Here is a 16,243-nt window from a genome sequence, read left to right on the forward strand (position 1 = left end):
AATGGCTTCGGTGATCCGTACGCGGCCGGACACGGCGGGGTACGGGTGATGCCTCGGAGACGTCGGGGACGCACGCGGGTACGCGGAAGTGACCCTGTTCCGAGGGTGAAGTAGGGGCGGATTCGCCCTATCGCATTCGCTTGCTCACGGAAAAAGCTCCTCGAGAGACCAGGACCCCTGGTGTTCGAGGGGTCCGCGCTTGCCGTAGACCTCGCTGCCTACAGCCTGGTCATCACCCGGGGCACCCCGCCACGGACGGAGGGTTGCCGGACAGCAAGCCGGGGCCAAAACGCTGTCACTCGTGACCTGTAGGACATCCTGCCACATGATCGCCGAAGCGCAAGACCCCGGTCCGCATACTGGACCGGGGTCGAACGGCGGTGCACGCGCTACGCGTTGCTGACGGCGATCCAGCGCTCCAGGGCCCGGCGGGCCGCGCCGGAGTCGATCGCCTCCGCGGCCTTCTCGATGCCGACGCGGAGCTGCTCCGCGAGGGTGCCCTCCCCCGGGGCGAGCGCGACCAGCGCCGCCGCCGAGTTGAGCAGCACCGCGTCCCGTACCGGGCCGGTCTCCCCCGCGAGCAGCCGGCGGGCGACGTCCGCGTTGTACGAGGCGTCCGCGCCGCGCAGGGCCTCCACCGGCACGAGGTCGATGCCGACGTCCCGGGGGTCGAAGGCCTCCTCCCGTACCGCGCCGTCGCGGACCACCCAGACCCGCGAGGTGGCGGTGGTGGTCAGCTCGTCGAGCCCGTCGTCGCCGCGGAAGACGAGCGCGGAGGAACCGCGCTCGGCGAGCACCCCGGCCATGATGGGGGCCATCCGGGCGTCGGCGACCCCGGTGGCCTGGGCCCGCACCCGGGCGGGGTTGGTGAGCGGACCGAGGAAGTTGAAGGTGGTCCGGATGCCGAGCTCCCTGCGGGCCGCGGCGACATGACGCAGCGCCGGGTGGAACTTCACCGCGAAGCAGAAGGTGATCCCGGCCTCCTCCGCGACCTCGGCGACCCGCCGCGGGGTCAGCTCCAGGTTGACGCCGAGCTTCTCCAGGACGTCGGAGGCGCCGGACGCGGAGGACGCGGCCCGGTTGCCGTGCTTGACGACCTTGGCACCGGTGCCGGCGACGACGATCGCGGACATGGTCGAGATGTTGACGGTCTTGGCGCCGTCGCCGCCGGTGCCGACGATGTCGACGGAGGGGCCGGGCACCTCGATCGTGTTGGCGTGCTCGTACATGGTGCGCACGAGCCCCGAGATCTCCTCGACGGTCTCGCCCTTGGCACGCAGGGCGACCGCGAAGCCTGCGATCTGGGCGTCGGTGGCCTCGCCGCGCAGGATCCGGTCCATCGCCCACGCGGTGTCCTCGGCGCTCTGGTCGCGGCCGGTCAGCAGACCGTCCAGGACGACGGGCCAGGAGCGGCCCGCCGACGTCAATCCTCCAGCGGGGGTCACAGCGCTCATGGCAGCTCCATCGTCAATTGCGCGCGCAATAGGTCATGGCCAGCCTATCGAGCCCCGGGGACGGCAAAGAGCCCCGTCCATCGAATGGACGGGGCTCTCGCCGTGGCGACCGGCAGGTCAGGAGTTCAGGTGATCAGTGGTGGCCGTGGCCGTCCTGGATCGCCTTGTACTCCTCGACCGTGGGCTTGGCGATCTGGCTGTCGTCGCCGTAGTAGCCCTTGTTGAGCTTGATCCGGAGCTTCTCCATGCGCCCGACCTTGCGCTCCACGCCGTTCTCGTCGACGGCCGGCGGCAGCGCCGCGGCCTCGTACTGCTCGTGCGCGGTGAGGCGGTGCAGCTCGCCCTGGCTGAGCGGCTCGTGGACCTCGACGAACTCACCGTGCGGCAGGCGCTTGATGATGCCGGACTCGCGTCCGTGCAGCACCTTGTCCTTGTCGCGGCGCTGGAGGCCGAGGCAGATCCGCTTGGTGACGATGAACGCGATGACCGGGCCGACGAAGAAGAAGATCCGCACGAACCAGGTGATCGAGTTGATCGACAGGTGGAAGTGGGTCGCCCAGAGGTCGTTTCCACCACCCACCAGCATGATCATGTACGCGGTGATCCAGGCGACACCGAAGGCGGTGCGCGTCGGAGCGTTGCGCGGGCGCTGCGCGATGTGGTGCTCGCGCTTGTCGCCGGTGATCCAGGACTCGATGAACGGGTAGACCGCGATCGCGGCGAGGACCGCCGGGAAGATGGCCAGCGGGATCATCACGCCGAGGACCAGCGTGTGGCCCCACAGGTTGATCTCCCAGCCCGGCATGACACGGATCAGACCCTCGGCGAAGCCCATGTACCAGTCGGGCTGGGCGCCGGTGGACACCTGGTCCGGGCGGTACGGGCCGAGTGCCCAGATCGGGTTGATCGAGGCGATCGCCGAGATGATGGCGATGACACCGAAGACCAGGAAGAAGAAGCCTCCGGCCTTGGCCATGTAGACCGGCAGCAGCGGCATGCCCACGACGTTGTTGTTCGTGCGGCCGGGGCCGGCGAACTGCGTGTGCTTGTGGAAGAACACCAGGATGAGGTGGGCCACCACGAGACCGAGCATGATGCCGGGCAGCAGCAGCACGTGGGCCGAGTAGAACCGGGCCACGAAGTCGCCGCCGGGGAACTCGCCGCCGAACAGGAACATCGACAGGTACGTGCCGACGACCGGCACGGACAGGATCGCGCCCTGCATGAAGCGGACACCGGTGCCGGAGAGCAGGTCGTCCGGGAGCGAGTAACCGGTGAAGCCGGTGAACATGCCCAGGAAGAACAGCAGGAAGCCGAACAGCCAGTTGATCTCACGCGGCTTGCGGAACGCGCCGGTGAAGAACACGCGCATCATGTGCACGAACATGCCGGCGAGGAAGATCAGCGCCGCCCAGTGGTGGATCTGCCGGATGAGCAGACCACCGCGCACCTCGAACGAGATGTGCATGGTCGAGTTGAACGCCTCGGACATCAGCTGTCCCTGGAGCGGGACGTACGGTCCCGCGTACTCCACCTCGTTCATCGACGGGTGGAAGAACATCGTCAGATAGACGCCCGTCAGGATGATGATGAGGAAGCTGTAGAGGCAGATCTCGCCCAGCATGAAGGACCAGTGGTCCGGGAAGATCTTCCGCATGTTGGCCTTGGCCAGCGAGTAGATCCCCAGGCGTCCGTCGGCCCAGTCGGCGACCCGCTCACCCGCGGGCGCCTTCTTCGATGTGTCGGTCACGGTGCTCATCCGCGCTCCCAGAAGGCAGGACCGACGGGCTCGTCGAAGTCGCCGAGCGCCTCCAGGAAGCCCTTGTCGTTCACACCGATCCGCAGCTGCGGAAGGGCGTGACCGGCCGGGCCGAAGATGACGCGGGCGCCGTCGGAGAGGTCGAAGGTGGACTGGTGGCACGGGCAGAGGACGTGGTGCGTCTGCTGCTCGTACAGGGAGATCGGGCAGCCCACGTGGGTGCAGATCTTCGAGAACGCGACGATGCCCTCGTGCGACCACTCGAGCTCGCGCTTGTCCTTGATGTCCTCCGGCTGGATCCGGACGATCATCAGGGCGGCCTTGGCGATCTCGGTCTGGAAGTGGTGGTCGTGCTCCGAGAGGCCCTCGGGCATCGCGAAGGTCAGCGAACCCACGGCGACGTCCTCGGGACGCAGCGGCTCGTGCGTGTTCATGTTGATGAGCTGAAGCCCCTTGGCCCACATGGTGGTCCGGAGCTTCTTCTCGGGCAGGGGGCCCATGTCACGCAGCAGCACGATGCCGGAGAGCGGTACGAGCGACAGCGCGCCGAACATCGTGTTGCGGATGAGCTTGCGGCGGCCCATGCCCGACTCGGCGGCACCGGCCGCGAAGTCCGACATGACCTTCGCCTTGGTCTCGGCGTCGGCCTGGATCGGGTGCCGCTCGTCCGCGATCTCGACGTCGGACATCAGGGTGCGGGCCCAGTGGACCGCGCCCGCGCCGATGAAGAAGAGGGCGAGACCGAGGGTCCAGCCGAGCGCGAAGTTGAGCGCGGACACCCGGCCGAAGGGCCAGATGTACACGATCTTGTCGACCGGGAAGATCACGTACGAGGCGATGAAGGCGACGGTGGCCAGCATCGACAGCGTGAACATGAAGGCGACCGCGCGCTCGGACCGACGGGCGGCCCGCTCGTCGATGTCCTGGATGCGGGGCCTGTGGGGCGGGAGCCCCGGGTCGGCGAACGGGTCGTCGGCGACCTTCACCGCGCCGTGCGCGGTGTCCTGCCCTGCCGGCAGGGTCTCTTCTGGAATCTCTTGGCTACTCATGACTTCTTGGCCTTAGCGGTGTGGGCCGCGACCCAGACGGCAACTGCGATCAGCGCGCCCAGACCGAAGATCCAGGCGAACAGACCCTCGCTGACGGGGCCGAGGCCACCGAGCGAGAGACCGCCCGGGCTGTCGGCCTTCTCGCCGTTGACGGCCTGGACGTACGCGATGATGTCCTTCTTCTCCTGCTCCGGCATGGTCGTGTCCGGGAAGGAGGGCATGTTCTGCGGGCCGGTCTGCATGGCCTCGTAGAGGTGCTTCGGGCTCACGCCTTCGAGGCTCGGGGCGTACTTGCCATGGGTCAGCGCGCCACCCTCGCCGGTGAAGTTGTGGCACTGGGCACAGTTGGTGCGGAACAGTTCGCCACCCTTGGCGGCGTTGGCGCCCGCCGGGTTGTACTGCTGCGCGGTCGGCGTGATCGGGCCGGAACCGAGAGAGGCGACGTACGCCGCGAGCTGATCGATCTCAGCCTGCGAGTAGATGACCTTCTTCTTCGGGACCTGGGCGCCCGGCTGCTGGGCCGGCATACGGCCCGTGCCGACCTGGAAGTCGACCGACGCCGAACCGACGCCGACGAGGGAGGGGCCGTCAGTGGTGCCCTGACCGCCGGTTCCGTGGCAGCTGGCGCAGCCTACGGAGTAGAGCTTCTTGCCCTCCTCGATGGCGAGGGACTGGGCGGTTTCATCGGCCTTCGCCGTGCCCGCGGGCGCGAACGCGGCGTACAGCCCCCCCGTGGCCGCCAGCGCGAGAAGTAGGACGACGACCGCCGCCAGCGGATGGCGTCGTCGTGCGGAGAGCTTTTTCACGGATTACCCCGGTGTCAGGATCTTCTGCGTCGATGCTTGCTGGATGACTCGGTCCGCCGTGTCGGCGGCGCCGATTACTTGATCATGTAGATCGTGGCGAAGAGGCCGATCCAGACGACATCGACGAAGTGCCAGTAGTAGGACACGACGATGGCGGCGGTTGCCTGCTCATGAGTGAACCTCTTGGCGGCGTACGTCCGGCCCAGGACCAGCAGGAAGGCGATGAGTCCGCCTGTCACGTGCAGTCCGTGGAAGCCGGTGGTCAGGTAGAACACGGAGCCGTACGGGTCCGACGAGAGCGAGAGGCCCTCGTGCTTCACCAGCTCGGTGTACTCGAAGACCTGTCCGCCGATGAAGATCGCACCCATCACGAACGTGATGATGAACCACGACCTGAGCTTCTTCACGTCGCCCCGCTCGGCGGCGAAGACGCCGAGCTGACAGGTGAGGGAGGAGAGCACCAGGATCGTGGTGTTGGTGGCCGAGAACGGGAAGTTCAAGGCCGAGGCCTTTTCCGTCCAGAAGTCGGCTCCCGTCACCGATCGCAGGGTGAAGTACATCGCGAAGAGGGCCGCGAAGAACATCAGCTCGGAGCTCAACCAGATGATGGTTCCGACGCTGGTGAGGTTCGGTCGATTGACCGACGGGTGCGCGTGCCCTGTTTCTACTGTCGTTACTGTCGCCACGACCGACATTATGTCGGTCGCTTATCCCGCCCTCACTCCGGGGGGTGCCGTTCGGAGTGTCAGAGGGGTCTGCCAGGCCCGAACGGCCCAGTACGACGGCTCCCCGGCACCCTTCGAACAGGTGTTGAACGGGTGTTGACGAGGTGTGGACCGGAGTAGCATCCGCGCATCGGTCGACGACGACCCACCCGCCTTCCCAGCCGGAGGAACGATGCAGTCGAGTGCCACGGTCCTGGTCTACAGCGACGACGCGAACACCCGCGAGCAGGTACGGCTGGCGGCCGGACGCAGGCCCGCCTCCGACGTGCCCCCGGTCGAGTTCGTGGAGTGCGCGACGCTGCCGGCGGTGCTGAAGCGCCTGGACGAGGGCGGCGTCGACGTGTGCGTCCTGGACGGCGAGGCGGTCCCCGCGGGCGGCATGGGCGTCTGCCGGCAGCTGAAGGACGAGGTCTTCCACTGCCCGCCGGTGCTGCTCCTGATCGGGCGCCCACAGGACGCCTGGCTGGCCACCTGGAGCCGTGCGGACGCCGCGGTCACCCTTCCGGTGGAACCGGTCGAGTTCGCGGCGTCCCTGGCGGCGCTGTTGCGCTCGCGCCTCTCGATCGCCTCGTGAGCTGATCAGATCGACGGCCTCAGGCGGGCCTTCTCGGTGGGGGCCACCGGGTTTCCGGCGGCCTCCACCAGGGCGCTTCCCTGGCGCCACTTGTCCCAGGACAGGTTCCAGTCGCCGAAGCCGTTGCCGAAGGTGTCCATCGTGTCGCCGTAGCTGTTGACGGTCCTGACGATGTCGCCGGGGCGGACGGTCTCGTAGAACCAGGCGGCGTTCCCCGTCGACATGCCGACACAGCCGTGGCTGACGTTGGCCACGCCCTGCGAGCCGACGGACCAGGGCGCGGCGTGGACGTACTCGCCGCTCCAGGTGACCCGGGTCGCGTAGTAGACGGGCAGGTCGTACGACTCGGAGCTGCCGGCCGCGATGCCGACGCTGGTGCCCCGCATCCGGACGTAGTACTCCTTGCCGAGGATCACCTTGATGCCGTTACGGGTGGAGAAGCCCGGTTTGCCGGTGGTCACCGGAATGGTGTTGATCACTTCTCCGTTGCGCTTCACCGTCATGTAGTGCGATCCGGCGTCCGCGATCGCCTCGACCCGGTCGCCGATGGTGAGCTTCAGCGGCTTGGACGCGCCGCCGTAGAGCTTGTCGCCGACCTTGAGGCCGTCCAGGTTGCCGGTGACCGTGACGCGCGCGCCGGCGGGCCAGTACTCCTTCGGGCGGAAGTGCAGCTTCTTGTCGTCCACCCAGTACCAGGAGCCCTCGACGGAGGGGGTGGAGCGGACCTTGAGGGCCCGCTCGACGACGGCGCGCGCCTTGCGGTCCTTGACGGGGAGGCTGAGGTCGGCCGTGACGGGCTGTCCGACGCCGTACGTGCCCGCCTCCGGGCCGAAGGTCACGGTCAGGGCCCGCTTGGCCGGGGCCGTCTCGAAAGTGAACGTACGGGCGCCTGGGGCGCCGTCCCCGTCCTCGGTGGAGACGCGGACGGTGTAGCGGGTACCGGCCGCCAGAGCGGCCGTGGAACGCCAGCGCTGCCCGTCCGCGGTGAGCTCGCCGGCCAGGTGGTGTCCTGAGGCGTCGACGGCGCTGACGTCGGTGATCCGGCCGCCCTCGCCCTTGGCGGTGATCTCCAGGGGCTTCTCGGGGTCCGCCTTGGCGCCGTCGGCGGGGGCGCTGACCGCGAGCTGGCCCGCCGCGTCGTAGGCCCTCGCCGACAGCGGATGGTGGTCCGAGGACGTGCAGGCGCTGGCGGCCGCGGTGACGGTGACAGCCAGGAAAGTGCAGCTCAGAACAGTCCGAATGCGCGGCGTGTCGTTCATGGACTCACCGTAAGAACAATCGCCCGCGACAGCGCGCCGAGTGCTGCAAAAGAGGGGCCCGGCCACTTCGGTGATGAAGTGTCCGGGCCCCTCGGTGTGCTCCGGTGCGGAGCGGGGTAGAGCTACTGGTTCTGGTTCTCGCCGCGGTAGAACTCGAAGACCCAGCCGAAGAGGCCGATCAGGAGCAGCGGGGCGGAGAAGTACAGGATCCACCAGCCCATCGCGACGGCGAGGAAGGCGAGCGCGCCGCCGATCGCCAGCGAGAGCGGCTGCCAGCTGTGCGGGGCGAAGAAGCCGACCTCACCGGCCTCGTCCGCGACGTCGGCCTCCTTGTCGTCCTGCGCCATGGCGTCGACACGCTTGGCCGTGAAGGCCAGGTAGTAGCCGATCATGATGGACAGACCGAACGCCAGGAACAGCGCCGTCGTACCGACCGGCTCCTTGGACCAGACGCCGTAGAGGACCGCCATGGCAAGGATGAAGACGCTCAGCCAGATGAACATCTTGCCTTGGATCTTCACTTGCCGGCCTCCTTGCTGCCCGTGAGGGCCTCGGCCTCGTGCGGCTTGTTCTCGAGCTGGTCGAGAGCGGCGATCTCGGGGTGGTGCAGGTCGAAGGCCGGGGATTCGGAACGGATCCGCGGCAGGGTGAGGAAGTTGTGCCGCGGCGGCGGGCAGGACGTCGCCCACTCGAGCGAGCGGCCGTAGCCCCACGGGTCGTCGACCTCGATCTTCTTGCCGTACTTGGCGGTCTTCCAGACGTTGTAGAGGAACGGCAGGATCGACAGACCGAGCAGGAACGAGGAGATCGTCGAGATCGTGTTGAGCGCCGTGAAGCCGTCGGCGTCGAGGTAGTCCGCGTAGCGACGCGGCATGCCCTCGGCGCCGAGCCAGTGCTGCACGAGGAACGTGCCGTGGAAGCCGATGAACAGCGTCCAGAACGTCATCTTGCCCAGGCGCTCGTCCAGCATCTTGCCCGTGAACTTCGGCCACCAGAAGTGGAAGCCGGCGAACATCGCGAAGACCACGGTGCCGAAGACGACGTAGTGGAAGTGCGCGACGACGAAGTACGAGTCGGAGACGTGGAAGTCCATCGGCGGCGAGGCCAGGATGACACCGGTCAGACCACCGAAGGTGAAGGTGACCAGGAACCCGATCGTCCAGAGCATCGGTGTCTCGAAGGACAGCGAGCCCTTCCACATCGTTCCGATCCAGTTGAAGAACTTCACGCCCGTCGGTACGGCGATGAGGAACGTCATGAAGGAGAAGAACGGGAGGAGGACGCCACCGGTGACGTACATGTGGTGGGCCCACACGGTCACGGACAGACCGGCGATCGCGATGGTCGCGGCCACCAGACCGATGTAGCCGAACATCGGCTTGCGGCTGAAGACCGGGATGACCTCGGAGACGATGCCGAAGAACGGCAGCGCGATGATGTACACCTCGGGGTGTCCGAAGAACCAGAAGAGGTGCTGCCACAGCAGGGCGCCGCCGTTGGCCGCGTCGAAGATGTGGGATCCGAACTTGCGGTCCGCCTCCAGGGCGAACAGCGCGGCCGCCAGGACCGGGAAGGCGAGCAGGACCAGGACACCGGTCAGCAGCACGTTCCAGGTGAAGATCGGCATACGGAACATCGTCATGCCCGGAGCGCGCATGCAGATGATCGTGGTGATGAAGTTGACCGAACCGAGGATCGTGCCGAAGCCGGAGAAGGCCAGGCCCATGATCCACATGTCGGCGCCGACACCCGGCGAGCGGACGGCGTCCGACAGCGGGGCGTAGGCGAACCAGCCGAAGTCGGCCGCACCCTGCGGGGTGAGGAAGCCGGCCACCGCGATGATCGAGCCGAAGAGGTACAGCCAGTACGCGAACATGTTGAGCCGCGGGAACGCCACGTCGGGCGCGCCGATCTGCAGCGGCATGATCCAGTTCGCGAATCCGGCGAACAGCGGCGTCGCGAACATCAGCAGCATGATCGTTCCGTGCATCGTGAACGCCTGGTTGAACTGCTCGTTCGACATGATCTGCGTACCCGGACGGGCCAGCTCGGCGCGCATGAAGAGCGCCATGAGTCCGCCGATGCAGAAGAAGACGAACGACGTGACCAGGTACATCGTCCCGATCGTCTTGTGATCGGTGGTGGTCAGCCACTTGATCACGACGTTGCCGGGCTGCTTGCGCCGAACGGGCAGCTCGTTCTCGTACGAGTCCTCAGCTGCGGCGGCACCCTTGGTTTCGTTGTGGATGCTCACAGTTGGTTCTTCTCCGCATTCCTGGCCGGGTCCGTCTGCTCGATGCCAGACGGGATGTAGCCGGTCTGCCCCTTCTCGGCCAGCTCCTTCAGGTGCTGCTGGTAGCGCTCCGGGGAGACCACCTTGACGTTGAAGAGCATCCGGGAGTGGTCGACGCCGCACAGCTCGGCGCACTTGCCCATGAAGGTGCCCTCGCGGGTCGGAGTCACCTCGAAGGAGTTGGTGTGCCCCGGGATGACGTCCTGCTTCATCAGGAAGGGCACCACCCAGAAGGAGTGGATGACGTCACGGGAGGTCAGGACGAACCGGACCTTCTCGCCCTTCGGCAGCCACAGGGTCGGACCCGGGTTGCCGTTCTGCGGGTTGCGGTCGCCGGGGATACCGGCGTCGTAGACACCGCCCGCGTTCGCCGGGAAGTCCGCGAGGAACTTGTCCGGGATCGCGGCGAGGTTCTTGTCCGTCTGGGCGTCACCCGTCACACCGGGCACGTTCTCGACGTAGTTGAAGCCCCAGCTCCACTGGTAGCCGACCACGTTGATCGTGTGGGCCGGCTTCGGCGTGAGCTCGAGGAGCTTCGACTCGTCGCGTGCGGTGAAGTAGAAGAGCACCGAGACGATGATGAGGGGGGTGACCGTGTACAGCGCCTCGATGGGCATGTTGTAACGGGTCTGCGGAGGTACCTCGATCTTGGTCCGGCTGCGCCGGTGGAAGATCGTGGCCCAGAGGATCAGGCCCCACACCAGGACGCCCGTGACGAGCGCGGCAGCCCACGAGCCCTGCCACAGGGAGAGGATCCGAGGCGCCTCTTCCGTGACGGGGGTGGGCATGCCAAGGCGGGGGAAGTCTTCCCAGTTGTACGAGCAGCCCGTGGCTGTAGCCAGGATCAGGCCCGCAGTCAGCACCTGCGGCAGCTTCCGCCGCATCGGGCGCCGCGACGAGCGGTCGGAGCCGTTGGGACTCACGTAGCGCCTTCCCGAGAGTCTCGGCCCGCGTTGGTCGGCCACGGCCGTCCGTCTCGCTGGTCGGTCGCCGCCCCGTGCCGCGGGCAGGGGTTTGGATGTTTATGCGGACCAAACCCTACTGGACGCTATTTGGGGTCGCGCGGGGAGGGTGCCCAACGCGCCGTCCGAGTCCCCGAAGGGGTGGACTCCTGGGTTCCGGAGGGGGGTCGGACACGTCCGTTCGGCGGTCCGCCGGTGCCCCGGGCCGTCCCTCTGACGAGGGCTCACCACGGTCGGCGCGGGGATTCCCCTCGTGGGTCGCGGGGACTCGTCCCGGGTGGGCGAGGATCAGCGGCCGTCGGGCTCTACGGTGGGCGGATGCCGTACTTCGACGCCGCGTCCGCCGCCCCGCTGCACCCCGTCGCCCGTCAGGCGCTGCTCGCCTCCCTGGACGAGGGCTGGGCCGACCCGGCCCGGCTGTACCGGGAGGGCAGACGGGCCCGGCTGCTCCTCGACGCGGCGCGGGAGGCGGCGGCGGAGGCCGTGGGCTGCCGCCCGGACGAGCTGGTGTTCACTCCTTCGGGGACGCGTGCGGTTCACGCGGGAGTCGCCGGAGCCCTCGCGGCGCGTCGGCGTGTCGGAGACCGGCTCGTGGTCTCCGCGGTCGAACACTCCTCCGTCCTGCACGCGGCCGAGACCCACACGGCGGCCGGCGGCTCCGTGGCCGAGGTGCCCGTGGACCGGTCCGGCGCGGTCGACGCGGCCGTCTTCGCCGCGGCCCTCGGTCCCGGGACGGCCCTGGCGTGTCTCCAGTCGGCCAACCACGAGGTGGGGACAGGGCAGCCGGTGGCCGAGGTTGCCGAGGCCTGCCGGGCGGCGGGCGTGCCGCTGCTCGTGGACGCGGCCCAGTCGCTGGGCTGGGGGCCGGTGGAGGGCGCCTGGTCGCTGCTCGCGGCGAGCGCGCACAAGTGGGGCGGGCCCGCGGGGGTGGGGCTGCTCGCCGTACGGAAGGGGGTCCGGTTCGCGCCGCAAGGCCCCTCGGACGAGCGGGAGTCGGGCCGGGCGCCCGGCTTCGAGAACCTGCCCGCGATCGTGGCGGCGGCGGCCTCGCTGCGGGCCGTCCGGGCCGAGGCGGAGGCCGAGGGGGCGCGGCTGCGGGGCCTGGTGGACCGGATCCGGGCGCGGGTGCCGGAGCTGGTGCCGGATGTGGAGGTGGTGGGCGACCCGGTGCGGCGGCTCCCCCATCTGGTCACCTTCTCCTGTCTGTACGTCGACGGGGAGACGCTGCTCCATGAGCTGGACCGGGAGGGTTTCTCCGTTTCGTCCGGTTCGTCGTGTACGAGTTCGACGCTGACGCCCAGCCATGTGCTGCGTGCGATGGGCGTGCTGAGCGAGGGGAACGTCCGGGTGTCCCTGCCGGCCGGCACCGCGGCGGACGACGTCGACCGCTTCCTCGACGTCCTGCCGGGGCTGGTCGCGGGGGTACGGGAACGGCTCGGCGCCCCGGTCGCGGCGGCGGCCCCGACGGCCGCCGTCGGCCCGGTCGTGGTGGACGCCCTGGGCAAGCGGTGCCCGATCCCCGTGATCGAACTGGCGAAGGTGTTCGGGGAGGTCCCGGTGGGCGCGACGGTGACGGTCCTGTCGGACGACGAGGCGGCACGGCTGGACATCCCGGCGTGGTGCGGGATGCGGGGACAGGAGTACGTGGGGGAGGAGGCGTCGCCCCGGGGTGGTCGGGCGTACGTGGTGCGTCGGGTGTCGTGACGCCGGACCGCGCCGGGCCCGGGGTGCGTGCCTGTGGCGCGGGGTGTCGTGACACCGGGCCGCCCCGGGCCCGGGGTGGGCGCCGGGGTGGCGGATCGCCCGCGGCCGTACGGGGTGACCGGCCGCGCGCCTGTGGCGTGACGGCCGCGCCCGGGTGCCCGTCGGTCCCGGGGCGCGGTCGGCGGGGCGTTACGGCAGGTGGGGCTGGACCTCGGCCGCCGGGGTGTCGCCGTACGCCTTGGTGAAGCGCTCCAGGAAGTGCGCCCGCCGCAGCGTGTACTCCTGCGTGCCCAGCGTCTCGATGACCAGGGTGGCGAGCATGCAGCCGACCTGCGCCGCCCGCTCCAGGCTCACGCCCCAGGAGAGCCCGGTGAGGAAGCCCGCGCGGAAGGCGTCGCCGACACCGGTCGGGTCGACCTTCGCGGTCTCCTCGGGGCAGCCGACCTCGATCGGGGATTCGCCGACGCGCTCGATGCGCACACCGCGCGAGCCGAGCGTGGTGACGCGGTGGCCGACGCGGGAGAGGATCTCGGCGTCGGTCCAGCCCGTCTTGGACTCGATGAGGCCCTTCTCGTACTCGTTGGAGAAGAGGTAGGTCGCGCCGTCGAGCAGAGTGCGGATGTCGTCGCCGTCCATACGGGCGATCTGCTGCGAGAAGTCGGCGGCGAAGGGGATCCCCCGCGTCTTGCACTCCTCCGTGTGGCGGAGCATCGCCTCGGGGTCGTCGGCGCCGATGAGGACGAGGTCGAGTCCGCCCACCCGGTCGGCGACGGCCTTCAGCTCGATCAGCCGGGCCTCGCTCATCGCGCCCGTGTAGAAGGAGCCGATCTGGTTGTGGTCCTTGTCGGTGGTGCAGACGAAGCGCGCGGTGTGGAGCACCTCGGAGATGCGTACCGAGCCGGTGTCGACGCCGTGCCGGTCGAGCCAGCCGCGGTACTCGTCGAAGTCGTAGCCGGCCGCGCCCACGAGGATCGGGCTGCCGCCGAGCTGTCCCATGCCGAAGCAGATGTTCGGGCCGACCCCGCCGCGTCGGACGTCGAGGTTGTCGACGAGGAAGGAGAGGGACACCGTGTGGAGCTGGTCGGCCACGAGCTGGTCGGCGAACCGGCCGGGGAAGGTCATGAGGTGGTCGGTGGCGATGGAGCCGGTGACTGCGATACGCACGGCGGGGCGCTCCTGCGGGATTCGATTAAAGGGGTCGTCGTGGGCGACGGACGGTCGACCGTTCACGCTACCGGCTGGGGCCTCCGCTGCCGAACAGTGGAAACTACCCCAGAGTAGGCCTTTTCTCCGGGGGCGTGCGGTGCATACGGTGCGCCCATGACCATGTACCCCGCTCCTAGTGAGCGCCACGAGCCGGAGTTGAGTCTCGCCGACCTGCGCGGTGACGGCGCCCGCATGGCTCCGCACTGGGTGACCCCGGTCTCCCCCAGCCCCGCCCCGGTCTCCCCGGCGCTGATCCACGGGGTCGTCGTACCGGCCGCTTCGGCACGGCTGATCGACGCCACCGCGGAATACGGGGGCTGACGGACGGAACCGCGAGCCCGCCCGCTCCGTCCCATCGGCGTCCGGTCGAGACGAGGGAGCGTTGCGGTGAGCGGTACGGAGAACGTACGGAGGCGACGGAACGTCCTGGCCACCTCGGTGGCGGCGGGTGTGCTGCTCGCCGGAGGCGGTGGCGTCTACCTCGCCACCTCGGCGTCCGGGGGCGGTGACGGTCCGGCCACCCGGGCCGCCGCGGCGGCCGGGCCGCCCCCGACGCTGCGCCTGGAGGGCGACGGCGGCGGCAGTACGCGGGGAGGCCCCGGCATCGCGCCCGGCGAGCCCGACCCCGGAGGCGGCCCGAACGGGACCGTCTACACAGCCAAGGGCCCACTCCCCCAAGGGCCCTCCTCGGCCGCGGTCCACCGGCCCGAGGGCCTGGTCACCTCGGCGGAGGTGACCAGGCTGGCCGAAGCGCTCGGCGTCTCCGGGAGCCCCGCCCTGGTGGGCGAGGTCTGGACGATCCGGCCGGAGAAGGACGGTTCGGGGCCCCGCCTCGACGTGACGCGCAAGGCTCCGGGGAACTGGACGTACTCCTGGTACGACGGCGGCCCGGCCGGTGACACCTGCCTCAAGGGCAAGGCCTGTCCGCCGCCGGGAGAGACGAAGCCCTCGCCGGGCGGTACGCCGCTGAGCGAGGCGGCGGCGAAGGCGGCCGCCGCGCCGGTCCTGAAGGCGCTCGGGCAGGACGACGCGAAGGTGACCGCGACCGGGGTGATGAACGGTTCGGTACGCGTGGTCAACGCCGACCCGGTGGTGGGCGGGCTGCCGACCTACGGCTGGTCGACGGGGCTGCACATCGCGCGGGACGGCCGTGCGGTCGCCGGGAGCGGGACGCTGAAGGAGCCAGTCGAGGGCGCCGTGTATCCGGTGATCGGCGCGGCGAAGGCGCTGGCCGCGCTGAACGAGGACTCCAAGGCCTCCGGCCCGATCGGCGTCGGCCGCTGCCCCACGGCACCGCCCGCGGCACCGGTGCCCCCCGTCGGACGGGAGGACACGGGCACGCCCGCCCCCGGGAGGGCCGAGCCGACCTGTCGGACGGTCGCGGACAGGGCCGCTCCGGATCAGGTGCCGGTGACGGGCGCGGTGCTCGGTCTGGCCGCGCAGGACGTGGCCGGCGGGCGGATGCTCGTGCCGTCGTGGCTGTTCACCGCGGACCCGGTGGACGGGGCGCCGTACACGGTGGTGCGGACGGCGGTGGCGCCGGAGCACGTGGAGCCCTCGGCGAAGCCCGCGCCGACGTCCGAGGAGGGTACGGCGCCGGCCCGGCGGGTCGAGTCGTTCCGTACGGACGCGGCGGGACGGCAGCTGACGGTCGACTTCTGGGGCGGGGTGTGCAGCACGTACACCGTGACGGCCGAGGAGACGGCGGAGCGGGTGTCGGTGCGGATCACGGAGAAGCCGATCGACCCGGGCCGGATGTGCATCATGGTCGCCAAGGAGATCGTTCGGACCGTGACGCTGCAGGGCCCGCTGGGCGGCCGGCCCGTGGTGGACGCGGCCAGCGGAGAAGCGGTGCCGCGCCGCTGAGGCCGGTGGTACGTATGAGGGCGGCGGCCCGGGATCACTCCCGGGCCGCCGCCCTCGTACGTACGCCGTGCGACTTAGCTGAACGAGTCGCCGCAGGCGCAGGAGCCCGTGGCGTTCGGGTTGTCGATGGTGAAGCCCTGCTTCTCGATGGTGTCGACGAAGTCGATCGACGCGCCGCCGAGGTACGGGGCGCTCATGCGGTCGGTGACGACCTTGACGCCGTCGAAGTCCTTCACGACATCGCCGTCGAGCGAACGCTCGTCGAAGAACAGCTGGTAACGCAGGCCGGAGCAGCCGCCGGGCTGAACGGCGACGCGCAGGGCCAGGTCCTCGCGGCCTTCCTGTTCGAGGAGGCCCTTGACCTTGGCCGCGGCGGCGTCGGACAGGAGGATGCCGTCGCTGACAGTGGTCTTCTCGTCCGATACGGACATCTGCTTCTCTCCCGGTGTGTACGGAGACTGCTTGCCGACGGTTGCAACCGTCGGTGCCCCGGATTCATTCCGGGCCGAGTGGGGTGTTTCCTCTTTCATGCTCGCACACCCTGTCCCACCGCGGGGACGGTGAAGTCCTGCGATGGGGACGGCGA

The 16,243-nt window shown here is 69.5% G+C and carries 15 protein-coding genes and 1 riboswitch; of the genes, 4 read left to right on the forward strand and 11 right to left on the reverse strand.

Translation table 11 applies throughout. From position 1 onward, the window contains the following. Positions 1-190: 190 nt before the first annotated feature. A riboswitch (SAM riboswitch) is annotated at positions 191-307 on the reverse strand. A gap of 82 nt (positions 308-389) precedes the next feature. The 5 genes from trpD to ABZ567_RS01690 form a co-directional block, all read right to left on the reverse strand. After that, positions 390-1,454 (reverse strand): anthranilate phosphoribosyltransferase, encoded by a 1,065-nt coding sequence (trpD, locus tag ABZ567_RS01670; RefSeq protein WP_360783287.1) that lies wholly within the window; start codon positions 1,452-1,454, stop codon positions 390-392. Positions 1,455-1,587: 133 nt separating this feature from the next. Beyond that, entirely contained in the window at positions 1,588-3,213 is a 1,626-nt protein-coding gene (locus ABZ567_RS01675; protein WP_360783290.1) for a cytochrome bc complex cytochrome b subunit, read from the reverse strand. Further along, complete coding sequence (locus ABZ567_RS01680; protein WP_360783292.1) at positions 3,210-4,262, reverse strand: Rieske 2Fe-2S domain-containing protein; 1,053 nt, start codon at positions 4,260-4,262, stop codon at positions 3,210-3,212. The genes ABZ567_RS01675 and ABZ567_RS01680 overlap by 4 nt, the downstream gene beginning before the upstream one ends. Continuing rightward, a complete protein-coding gene (locus ABZ567_RS01685; protein WP_360783295.1) occupies positions 4,259-5,068 on the reverse strand; it encodes a c-type cytochrome in 810 nt (269 codons plus the stop codon). Before ABZ567_RS01685 ends, ABZ567_RS01680 begins: the two co-directional genes overlap by 4 nt. A 74-nt stretch (positions 5,069-5,142) precedes the next feature. Then, positions 5,143-5,763 (reverse strand): heme-copper oxidase subunit III, encoded by a 621-nt coding sequence (locus tag ABZ567_RS01690; RefSeq protein ID WP_360783297.1) that lies wholly within the window; start codon positions 5,761-5,763, stop codon positions 5,143-5,145. A 202-nt stretch (positions 5,764-5,965) separates the two neighbouring features. Between ABZ567_RS01690 and ABZ567_RS01695 the strand changes: the two genes are divergently transcribed. Continuing rightward, positions 5,966-6,367, forward strand: coding sequence for a response regulator transcription factor (locus tag ABZ567_RS01695; protein ID WP_073806804.1), 402 nt, complete (start codon positions 5,966-5,968; stop codon positions 6,365-6,367). A 5-nt stretch (positions 6,368-6,372) separates the two neighbouring features. Here the strand turns inward: ABZ567_RS01695 and ABZ567_RS01700 are convergent, their stop codons facing one another. The 4 genes from ABZ567_RS01700 to coxB form a co-directional block, all read right to left on the reverse strand. Further along, entirely contained in the window at positions 6,373-7,626 is a 1,254-nt protein-coding gene (locus ABZ567_RS01700; RefSeq protein WP_360783300.1) for an Ig-like domain-containing protein, read from the reverse strand. A 122-nt stretch (positions 7,627-7,748) separates the two neighbouring features. Next, on the reverse strand, positions 7,749-8,147 hold the full coding sequence (locus tag ABZ567_RS01705; RefSeq protein WP_360783303.1) for a cytochrome c oxidase subunit 4: 399 nt from the start codon (positions 8,145-8,147) through the stop codon (positions 7,749-7,751). Continuing rightward, positions 8,144-9,880, reverse strand: coding sequence for a cytochrome c oxidase subunit I (ctaD, locus tag ABZ567_RS01710; RefSeq protein WP_360783306.1), 1,737 nt, complete (start codon positions 9,878-9,880; stop codon positions 8,144-8,146). Before ctaD ends, ABZ567_RS01705 begins: the two co-directional genes overlap by 4 nt. Beyond that, the gene (coxB, locus tag ABZ567_RS01715) at positions 9,877-10,842 is read right to left on the reverse strand and encodes a cytochrome c oxidase subunit II (protein ID WP_360783309.1); all 966 of its coding nucleotides are present in this window, start codon (positions 10,840-10,842) and stop codon (positions 9,877-9,879) included. The genes ctaD and coxB overlap by 4 nt, the downstream gene beginning before the upstream one ends. 357 nt (positions 10,843-11,199) lie before the next feature. Between coxB and ABZ567_RS01720 the strand changes: the two genes are divergently transcribed. Next, positions 11,200-12,585, forward strand: a complete 1,386-nt coding sequence (locus tag ABZ567_RS01720; RefSeq protein ID WP_360783312.1) for an aminotransferase class V-fold PLP-dependent enzyme — start codon at positions 11,200-11,202, stop codon at positions 12,583-12,585. 189 nt (positions 12,586-12,774) lie between these two features. Here ABZ567_RS01720 and ABZ567_RS01725 read toward each other — a convergent pair whose 3' ends face one another. Further along, positions 12,775-13,749, reverse strand: a complete 975-nt coding sequence (locus tag ABZ567_RS01725; RefSeq protein WP_360783315.1) for a carbohydrate kinase family protein — start codon at positions 13,747-13,749, stop codon at positions 12,775-12,777. 156 nt (positions 13,750-13,905) lie between these two features. Between ABZ567_RS01725 and ABZ567_RS01730 the strand changes: the two genes are divergently transcribed. After that, positions 13,906-14,112, forward strand: a complete 207-nt coding sequence (locus ABZ567_RS01730) for a hypothetical protein (RefSeq protein ID WP_360783318.1) — start codon at positions 13,906-13,908, stop codon at positions 14,110-14,112. Positions 14,113-14,178: 66 nt separating this feature from the next. Further along, entirely contained in the window at positions 14,179-15,657 is a 1,479-nt protein-coding gene (locus ABZ567_RS01735) for a hypothetical protein (protein WP_360783321.1), read from the forward strand. A 74-nt stretch (positions 15,658-15,731) separates the two neighbouring features. On the opposite strand, the gene ABZ567_RS01740 is transcribed toward ABZ567_RS01735, so the two are convergent. Then, a complete protein-coding gene (locus ABZ567_RS01740) occupies positions 15,732-16,088 on the reverse strand; it encodes an iron-sulfur cluster assembly accessory protein (RefSeq protein ID WP_056645451.1) in 357 nt (118 codons plus the stop codon). Positions 16,089-16,243 lie beyond the last annotated feature (155 nt).

Source organism: Streptomyces sp. NPDC016459, from assembly GCF_040632845.1.
Lineage (GTDB): Bacteria > Actinomycetota > Actinomycetes > Streptomycetales > Streptomycetaceae > Streptomyces.

What these genes read in the sequence shown, in the direction of transcription:
- ABZ567_RS01690 (WP_360783297.1), bottom strand. Translation starts at nt 5,763, where the DNA reads ATGTCGGTCGTGGCGACAGTAACGACAGTAGAAACAGGGCACGCGCAC.
- ABZ567_RS01740 (WP_056645451.1), bottom strand. Translation starts at nt 16,088, where the DNA reads ATGTCCGTATCGGACGAGAAGACCACTGTCAGCGACGGCATCCTCCTG.
- ABZ567_RS01680 (WP_360783292.1), bottom strand. Translation starts at nt 4,262, where the DNA reads ATGAGTAGCCAAGAGATTCCAGAAGAGACCCTGCCGGCAGGGCAGGAC.
- ABZ567_RS01695 (WP_073806804.1), top strand. Translation starts at nt 5,966, where the DNA reads ATGCAGTCGAGTGCCACGGTCCTGGTCTACAGCGACGACGCGAACACC.
- ABZ567_RS01720 (WP_360783312.1), top strand. Translation starts at nt 11,200, where the DNA reads ATGCCGTACTTCGACGCCGCGTCCGCCGCCCCGCTGCACCCCGTCGCC.
- ABZ567_RS01730 (WP_360783318.1), top strand. Translation starts at nt 13,906, where the DNA reads ATGACCATGTACCCCGCTCCTAGTGAGCGCCACGAGCCGGAGTTGAGT.
- trpD (WP_360783287.1), bottom strand. Translation starts at nt 1,454, where the DNA reads ATGAGCGCTGTGACCCCCGCTGGAGGATTGACGTCGGCGGGCCGCTCC.
- ABZ567_RS01675 (WP_360783290.1), bottom strand. Translation starts at nt 3,213, where the DNA reads ATGAGCACCGTGACCGACACATCGAAGAAGGCGCCCGCGGGTGAGCGG.
- ABZ567_RS01700 (WP_360783300.1), bottom strand. Translation starts at nt 7,626, where the DNA reads ATGAACGACACGCCGCGCATTCGGACTGTTCTGAGCTGCACTTTCCTG.